The organism is Komagataeibacter nataicola, assembly GCF_003207795.1.
GTDB classification, from domain to species: Bacteria; Pseudomonadota; Alphaproteobacteria; order Acetobacterales; family Acetobacteraceae; genus Komagataeibacter; species Komagataeibacter nataicola.
In genome coordinates this window covers 71,263-79,860 of record NZ_NIRT01000015.1, presented here as the reverse complement: position 1 = coordinate 79,860, position 8,598 = coordinate 71,263, and the positions used below count along the sequence as shown (strand labels likewise).

General features: G+C 59.1%; 6 protein-coding genes and 1 pseudogene. All 7 read right to left on the bottom strand.

The features are described from left to right. Nucleotides 1-885 precede the first annotated feature (885 nt). The 7 genes and pseudogenes from istB to CDI09_RS10060 all read right to left on the bottom strand — a co-directional run bounded on the left by istB (nt 886) and on the right by CDI09_RS10060 (nt 8,262). Nucleotides 886-1,665 carry an IS21-like element helper ATPase IstB gene (gene istB, locus CDI09_RS10090; protein WP_078527730.1) on the bottom strand — a complete coding sequence of 260 codons (780 nt, stop codon included), beginning with the start codon at nt 1,663-1,665 and terminating at the stop codon, nt 886-888. A 49-nt stretch (nt 1,666-1,714) separates the two neighbouring features. Further along, nucleotides 1,715-2,102 (bottom strand): annotated as a pseudogene (locus CDI09_RS10085) (IS21 family transposase); the annotation flags it as partial. 101 nt (nt 2,103-2,203) lie between these two features. Next, nucleotides 2,204-2,980: a segregation and condensation protein A gene (locus CDI09_RS10080; protein ID WP_078524674.1), complete on the bottom strand. Its 777-nt coding sequence runs from the start codon at nt 2,978-2,980 to the stop codon at nt 2,204-2,206. Beyond that, complete coding sequence (locus CDI09_RS10075) at nt 2,970-4,301, bottom strand: site-specific integrase (protein WP_205836670.1); 1,332 nt, start codon at nt 4,299-4,301, stop codon at nt 2,970-2,972. The genes CDI09_RS10080 and CDI09_RS10075 overlap by 11 nt, the downstream gene beginning before the upstream one ends. A gap of 411 nt (nt 4,302-4,712) precedes the next feature. Beyond that, a complete protein-coding gene (locus CDI09_RS10070; protein WP_078524673.1) occupies nt 4,713-5,741 on the bottom strand; it encodes a TniQ family protein in 1,029 nt (342 codons plus the stop codon). Further along, nucleotides 5,738-6,616: a TniB family NTP-binding protein gene (locus tag CDI09_RS10065; protein ID WP_236944620.1), complete on the bottom strand. Its 879-nt coding sequence runs from the start codon at nt 6,614-6,616 to the stop codon at nt 5,738-5,740. The genes CDI09_RS10070 and CDI09_RS10065 overlap by 4 nt, the downstream gene beginning before the upstream one ends. A gap of 47 nt (nt 6,617-6,663) precedes the next feature. Further along, on the bottom strand, nt 6,664-8,262 hold the full coding sequence (locus tag CDI09_RS10060) for a Mu transposase C-terminal domain-containing protein (RefSeq protein ID WP_236944619.1): 1,599 nt from the start codon (nt 8,260-8,262) through the stop codon (nt 6,664-6,666). Nucleotides 8,263-8,598: the final 336 nt, after the last annotated feature.

Genomic DNA, 8,598 nt, shown 5'->3' with positions numbered 1-8,598 from the left:
GATACGGCTGGGATCGGTCAAACGGGATGAAGCGGCTCATCGCGACACTCTACAGCCTTACCCCTTCACAGGGTACCCCAACCCGACAGGCTGCTAGAGATGTTGTGTACGGAAGACATTGGTTTTTACCCTGCCTTGTGCCGGCCACGCCGATGCTTACACCTATTCCTACCGCAAACTGATTCGGGGCAATGTCGGATCATCGCGGTCTGATCGTTTCCAGTATTCCTTACAAAGCTCAAGACCCAGTTCACTTAGACCGTAAATGGCTGGATTGTCTGGCAACTGCTCTAGTAACCCGAGGCGGATGAGTGGGCGTACAGAGCCGTCCGCGACCGAGTGCTCTTGATGTCGGCCATTTGCATCGACAATCCTCCAGCGACTTTTCCCGTTCTGCTTGAAGACTTCTATTCGGTCCGTTCTGTCCGTCCTGTAGCCATGTCTAGCGCTAAACCAAAATGTCATATTACTGAGTGTTTGCCGTGCCCGTGGCGGAACTTGAATCCATGTGAGATCATTTGCTTCCGGATCTAAGGGTGATATTTGCGTTAACCCGTCAAGGAAAGCAGCCACGAGAGCACGCTCGATAGCTCCGATCGTATTCTGGCTTGTACTTTGGCGCCGTGCAGCACGGTCGTCGCCAACAATACCCCGCGCGATTTCCTTATAGGATGCTCGCCGCCTTGCACTGATCTTGGTACCTGCCATTTCCTATCCATCTCCTGCAGTTGCCGAATAATAGCTGACTCACCCGTCCGACACGCTAATCAACCACGCCAATCGCTATACGCCGGGCGCGTGTCGATTTTCACTGAGAACTGACCCGGGTTTTTCATCAGGAATTGACCCAGCCAGATGCAATTTCAGGCATAGTCGGGCGGGCGGTCAAGAAGAGGATCTGTCCTTTCTGTTTTTTGACGCGGCGGTGCTGGCGCGGAACCTGTAGCTATCATTTCCTGTCTCGAGGATATGACAGTGATGGGTCAGCCGATCGAGGAGCGCCGTTGTCATCTTCGGGTCACCAAAGACGTCTCCCCATTCACTGAAGCTCAGATTGGTTGTGATGATGACACTGGTGCGCTCGTAGAGGCGGCTGAGCAGATGGAACAGCAGGGCGCCGCCAGATGCGCTGAAGGGGAGATAACCGAGTTCATCAAGGATCACGAGATCCAGGCGGAGCAGCCTGTCGGCAATCTGCCCGGCCCGGTAGGCGGTCTTTTCGTGTTCGAGCGCATTGACCAGGTCGACCGTTGACCAGAAGCGCGCCTTCTTGCGGTGATGGGTGATCGCCTGGATGGCCAGCGCGGTCGCCAGGTGGGTTTTCCCGGTTCCCGGACCGCCGATCAGCACGACATTTTCAGCACGCTCGATGAAGTCCCCGCTATGGAGCTGGCGGATCATGGGCTCGTTGACCTGCGTATCGGCAAAGGAGAACCCGGACAGGTCTTTATAGGCGGGGAACCGGGCGGTCTTTGTCTGGTAGGCGATGGAGCACACTTCGCGTTCGGCCAGTTCCGCCTTCAGGAGTTGTGAGAGGATGGGAATAGTCGCCTCGAAGGCAGGTGCGCCCTGCTCGATGAGGTTGGCCGTGGCCTGGGACAGGCCATACATCCGCAATCCACGGAGCATGACGACAAGTAAAGCAGCAGCAGGATCATGACGCACGGCGGCTGTCCCTTCGCAGGATGTCATACCGCCCTGTATCGGCGCACGGTTGCCCGGACTGGAAGCGCAGGGGCACGAAAACACGCCGACCCGTTGTCTGGCGTGCCTGGTGCTGTTCGTGTTTGCACTGTCGAATGAAAGCGGCGACCCGTCCGTAGGATCTCATAACCCGGTGCCACAAGGTTTTCATGCAGCCGTCGCGCCGTGCGCCGGTTCTTGCGTGATCGGGCGGCTTCCAGGACCATCCATCCCCTCGGTCTGTTAGCAAACGGGTCCAGTCGGCTGGGACGTTCGGGAACCAGGAACTGCGGTGCAATACTCTGTGCCCTGAGATATTTTCGGATCGTATTGCGTGACAGTCCCGTCCGGCGTTCGATCTCGCGGATCGGAAAATGATCCCGGCAGTGCCACCGACAGATCACACTCAGAAGCTCCATGTCGATCACTCCTCAAACCCCAGCAGATGCTGCCGGGGAGTGTGAAGGCATGGGTCAGTTCTCAGTGAAAATTAACACAGAGAGTCTGCAAACACGATACATCATGCTGTGGGAAATTTAACCATATCGATCAACGCATCTCCCTGCCGCACCAATTCCAGCCCAGCCACAAATGTCGCAGCCACAGCCGTTCGACGACCAATGGTTCCTTCAGATTCGGTAGATGCCATCGCGGGAACACAGTCCCATATGCTTCGAAAGGTTCCGTTCCTTATTTTCTCACGCATAAGGATCAATGCATCGGTCACGCGCCAGTACGAAGGCACATCGATCCGATAGACCGGAACCGAGAATTCAATCTGTGCCAGTTCCCGCTCCAGTACATTGAGACAGGCTTCCATCAGACTGAAATACGTCCCCTGCCGGACAGAAACACTACGATCCACGTCTGTTCCGCCCCGCGCAAAAACCGACACGCCAAGCTGCGGTCGCGCCTCCAGCCAGTCCGCCGCAGCGCGCATCTGCAACAACCCCTCGATCTGGTCCGCCGTCCGGCGTGCCTCGCTCTCGGCAACCTGCTTTTCCGCCTGCGTGGCAAACAGCAGCCGCGAGCGCAGGAATACCAGCCGGGCGATCCAGATCACCCAGTCCGCGCGCTGCATGAGCGGCGTCGTGCGGGCCAACCGCTCTGCCTCATCGACAAACTGGGCCGCCAGATCTGCGATGGATAACACGCCCAGGTCCAGACGCTGCCGTTCTGCCAGGTCCAGCAGCAGGTCCAGCGGCCCGTCAAACCCCTCGACATGGAATTCCGGCACCGCCGGGCGCGGCCGCCGGCGCGGCGGATCACCCCAGGCTTCCTCCTCGTCAGGCAGCATCAGCGGTCTCCCCGGCGTCGGCACGCGCGTATTGCGGCCGGATGTCGAACACCAGATCTGGCCAATCCGTCCGCACCCGGTCCAGCGCCTGCCACGGCGTCCACTCCGCCGACCAGAAGTGGTAGACCAGCCGGGCACTGCGGCGGACGCGCTGGTCGCGCGGGGCTTCGACCTCTACCCGGCGCAACGGCAGCAGCGTGCCCCACTGCGCCTGCAGCCAGGCCGCTGCCGCACGGGAGTCCGCCCCGGCTTCCAGAATGGGACCGGGAACCGGTACCAGCCGGTGCAGGTCAAAGGCACAGGCGGGCGTGCCCGCCGCCTGGTGCTGCAGGGCAATCTGATGCAGGCGTTCGGATGCCTGGCGTAGCAGCCGGGCCAGCGTCACCGCCTGCGCCCCCTTTGCCGCCATCGGCGCCAGCAGGCGCGCCTGTTCGTAATCAAAATCCACCTGCCAGGGAATGATCCCCGGACCCTGGGCCGCCACCCGGAACCGGCTCACCCTATCCACTGGACCGCTTACCGTGAGCGTCGTCTGGATCCAGTCCGGGGCCGGTCTCCGCATGCGTTGACGCGCTGGCGTCCGGACTGAGGACTCTGGCGGGGAGCCGGATTTTGTCCGCCGTGTCCGGTGGGCTGGACGATCCGAACGCCCCAGCGCCCGGTCCAGCACAAACCGGATCCCCGGCACCGACAATGGATCCCCGACCGTGCCGTGCGCATCGATCCCCCGGAACCCTGCCCCCCAGCGCAGTTGCGCGGCATCGCGCCAGGCCGCCCAGTTCCGCACCGGACAGACGGCCGGATCCCGACGCCGCCGCAACCGGCGCAACTGGTGCCGCCCGGACCGGGGCCGCAGCAGGGCGACGGTCATCCCGTCTGTCATGTCGGTGATGTCTTCCACCGTCAGCCGGGCCAAGGCCTCGGCGCCGATGTCCAGCGTGGCCGCCAGCAGTAGCAAAGCCCGGTCGCGCAGGCCGGGCAAATCGGGGCCGCAACGTCGCGCGGCGGCCAGCAGGGAAGCCGCATCGACCCCGGTCCGGCGCACCCGCGTAGCGGGCAGGGCGACATCAAGCCCCTCGCCATTGGCGGCACACCACGCTGTCAGCGCCGCCCGATCCACCACCAGGCTTTGCCGCGGCCGTCCGCCCTTCGCCCGGGCCTCCAGCCACGCCGCCACCGCGACAGGGCCGACCGGAAAGCAGCGATCGGCTGCCTGGGTCCCGACGAAAGCGCGCCAGGAGGCCGCATAGGTCCGCGCCGTGGCCGGCGACAGCCCGACCGGCGGCCGCGCGGCCTGCAGCAGTCGGCCGGTCTCAGCCATTCTGATCGGATCCGCGGTTTTCCGACCCAAAATCCCTATGGGCCGACGGCGGACGGACAGCGAACAGCCTGCCCACCCTCAGCGGGAAACCGCGCCGCCTGACCCTCACCATATTAAGGCGTTTACGCTTCATACAATGCGTTGTATCACGTTAACGGATATTTGGAGAACGGAAAAGCGCCAGATTGATCCTAAAAGGCGCGGTTTTCCGGACTTTCCGCTTCCTCCCCTCTCCGCCAGGCAAAATCCAACCAATCAAAACCCTACTTCCGATAAGTTATCTTGTCGGAAGTAGATGAAAAATTCCAAAATGCCTGCTAATGTCGAAACGTCCTTAATAAGGAGAATGTCAGATTTGCCGCGCTTTTCTCCGGTTCCGGTTCTCCTTAATCAGGAGAAAAATGACCCTTATTAATGCGAAAAAGTACCCTTAATTCGGTTACGCATCACCAATGCCTCCAGTCGACAGCGTCCCCAGTCCGCTATGCCTGGATGAAGCCACTGCAAAAAACTCTCCGGACTGAAGGCCTCGCGCTTTTTCCCTCTCCCCGCAGGAGCCCAGTCGATTTGTCCCGCCAACTCTCCCGTCCATCCCGGATCGGCCAGGATCAACGCCGCGATGGCCAGGACACCTGCCGCCACCTCAAGGGGCAGCATGGCCGGTGTGAAGACAAAGAGATCCTGCCAATCAGAATGCCGCAACATCCACCGTAACGGCGGCGCGACCTGCAGTTGAAGGCCAAGAGTAGGCACAACCATCCGCAAAAAATCTTCAACCAGCACCGGAAGATCCCTCGGATGTGTCACGCCACACCACCGCCCATGTGGCATGTGACCACGAAGGCTCCGATGTAGATCGCGTTGCAACGCGTCAATCGCTTTCACCGTTATGCCCGTCAGACGCAATCCCAAAGGTAGAACCGATAGCGTTTCGTCGTTTCGCAGCGCTACAGGTCTGTCGCGTGCGATACAGCGGGAGCGGATACGTCCCCGATAGGCACGGAACAGACAGCCCGTTCCAATCTGGTGACAAACAGGGCAGGTCTCTTCCAGAAGCTGGCGATGCTGACTGCAAAGCACTGTTGCCCCGCTCCGCCAGCTTCGACGTTCCCAGCTTTCTTCACCAGCCAGAAGGTCGGCCTGCAGACAGGCCCGGCACCATACCCGCCCAGGCCGATCCCATAGCCAACCGTCCTCCACACCATATCGCATTCCAGCAATTCGGCTTGTGCTGATTCCGGTCGCCTGAGCGAGAGCACGATCAACGTGGGGCACCGTCAGCCAATCAAGATCGCGATAAGCACTCTGCCCAACTCCTACATGATGGAGGATATCATTGGCCCGCAGATCATAGCGTGCCGCCAATCTGGTCAACCAGGAAGAAAGCGCCTCGCCCCGAAAGGGATCAGGAACAATTGGTAGCCTGCCAGGCTTGTTCACCTTCGCCCGTCCTGCTGGCGAGACCTGCCGGCGGCTACTGGGGCCTCAAGCCCGTCCCACACGTCATGGTCCTGGAGCCCACTGTAATCTACACGCTCGCTGCCGGAACGGATCGCCGCGATAGCCGCCCGTTCAATCGCCTTGCAAACACCCAGCGTGATGCCGCCTGTCCGGCCAACCAGAAGCTGCATGACCCGCGCGGAGTCAATCGGTGACGGCGCACGTAAGGGCAAGCTCCAGATCAGATGAGTTACAAAACGCTTAAAGTCAGCGCCCTCTTCCCATGTTGGCAACTCGAGATGCATGAACCGACTGCGTAATTGATCATCAGAGAGCAGTGCATGGCGGGTCTCGGGCACGCCAACACCGACTAGAGCAACACGCAGTTCGTTGGATAACCATCGCAACAGTTGCAAAAACTGTCGTTGTTGGCGTGGCGATGCTGCCAGGACGGAGTTCAGTTCATCAATGACAATGACCTTGGTCTGTAGATCTTTCATCACGCGCAACACTGTGGTTTCCCGAGGAGCGCTCCCCTCAAACGTATCCATTGGCGGGACCCCGACTGCCTTGAGCAATTGCAAAAAGAAGCGCGGGGCGGTCGGATCGTGGGGCATTAGCATGACCACCACAGGCTGCAGGCGGAAAGTCCCAGTTCCCTTGAGTACAACCGATGAATACCGCTCGAATTTACGGACCAGCATAGTCTTGCCCATGCCGCTCTGACCAATCAGAAGCAAATTTTCCATGCGCTCTGACCGTGGCTGGACATAAATCTCTTCAAGCCGTCTCAATGTCCGTGCGGCATGCGGATAGTCGACCCAGCGCTTGGCGCGAATATGCGCGATCCTCTGTTCGCTATCCAGGGTGGCCAAGGGTCTTACATCCTCTGGAAGGTGAGACCATTCAACCGTGCCCATGATCACCAGATCTCCACGCCACTGGTTGCCCCAGGCGGCGGCAAGGCAATCCGAGCATCATCTTCTTCAGTAATTTGACCCTCTGCCGGGACTGGCTCTGGTGTCAGAGCATGTGCTACCTCGCGGCGAACCGTCTTGCGCCTTGCCTGACGATTTCTACCCCTCGCTTCGTCGAGAATAGCGCGTTGCGTTACAATCGCGGAGAAGATTGCGTGTTCGTCGATTGATCGTCGACCTTCTTGCCGCAGCGTTCGCACTGCTTCCCTATGTTCCCACAAGGTAATGGGCGCCCGGCGCAGATCCGCATACGGAACGCGAATGTGATCACCGTCCGACAATTCCACGAACACTGCCGACAGGTTCCGTGGGTCGTATTTCACTCGCATCTTTGTGCCTGGCCGTCCGAGCAGGTGTGCAAGTGCCCCATCCTGATACTGGATGTTGAATAGCCGCACGCCGTCCCTGCGAACCACCCGCTCCTGGAACGGCATAAAATCGAGCAAAAATCCCTGTTCATCGACCGGATGCCGCAGGGAAATCCCTTGCGTCGCCTCAACCCAGCGGGCGACCGGAGTGCAACCAAGGCTACGGTGGACCTCATTATGATAGGGGCCTAGGACTTCCAGTGCCAAAATCCGTTCAAATTCCCGGAAGGATAGACAGGCCCGCGCTTCTGACGCGTAATCTCCCCTGACCTGTACATTTGAGAAGGTCGTCCCCGGCAGACATTGAATCCGTCCCATCAGCGTACCCATCAGTCGCTCGATATGTCCTCCATAGCGAGGCGTTACAGGCGGTCGGTAAACAATCTCGACCCCATGCTGTGCACAGCCACGTTCGAAGGCACGACTATGAAATTCGGCGCCGTTGTCCACATGAATGCAAGTTGGAAGACCTGCCGTAGGCCAACTATGCTCAATTAGACGCTCTGCCCGCCACGTGTCCTTTGGCAACACCGCCTGCGCTACAGCCAGTGCCACCGAGGTTGCGCTCGGAGCCTCCAGCGAAAGGAGGAAGCCGAGCACCATGCGGGTGTGGACATCCAAAACCAGGGTCAGCCACGGACGGCCAATGCTGCAACGTGTAACGTCATCGACCAATATAAGATCGACTTTGGTATGGTCGATCTGGACAATTTCCAGCGGTCGCGTCGTCTCCAAGCTGCCTTTAATCTGGTGGAAATGTGCTTCCGCAACCGCAGGCCCTTCGCGACGACGCACCTGCTTCTTCAGGTCAATAGCGTTTATCCTGGCACGTAGCGCTTTCATGGACGGCGGCTTGCGGTCTACGGCCCGGCATGCTTCGCAAAGATGACGATAAACCCGCGTCAAGGTCGGTTTTTCGCGCTGCAGGTAGCTTTTTTTCACGACTTCCATAATCAGACGCTCGACGGCATCTGATAGACGTCTGCTCCCTAGTCGTGGACCGCGCGCATGAGGGATTAACGCCGAGGTAGTTTTCTCCTCCCTAAGTTTCTTGATAAGCCGGTAGGTATGCTGAACGCTAAGACCAAGACGTTGAGCAACATACCTAACCTCCAGCGCATTCGAGCATTCAGCCTCAGCCAGCGGACGCAGTAGTGCACTGCGGTTGGTAGCCAATTCCCATGTTGCATCATCTACATCGCAAGCGGTTTGGATGGACCCGATAGACGAATGCACACGCGCCTCCCCCATCAAGCGACGAATGAATGCAATTCATAATGTTGGATAGCATCCAAACTCAGCACCCTATCGGGCTCACGGCTTCATTTGTCGTATCATCGTAGGAAAAGGAGAAAAGTTTCTTTGCTGCCGTACTCTATTACATGACCAAGAACGCAAATATGGAGGAAAGCAAAAAGTCGGTCGCCGAGAAGGGGTGACTGAGAGCAGCCATTCAAAGTGTTCACGTTCATGACGGCTACCAACCCTTGTCGGACGTTTAGCTCGCCATTT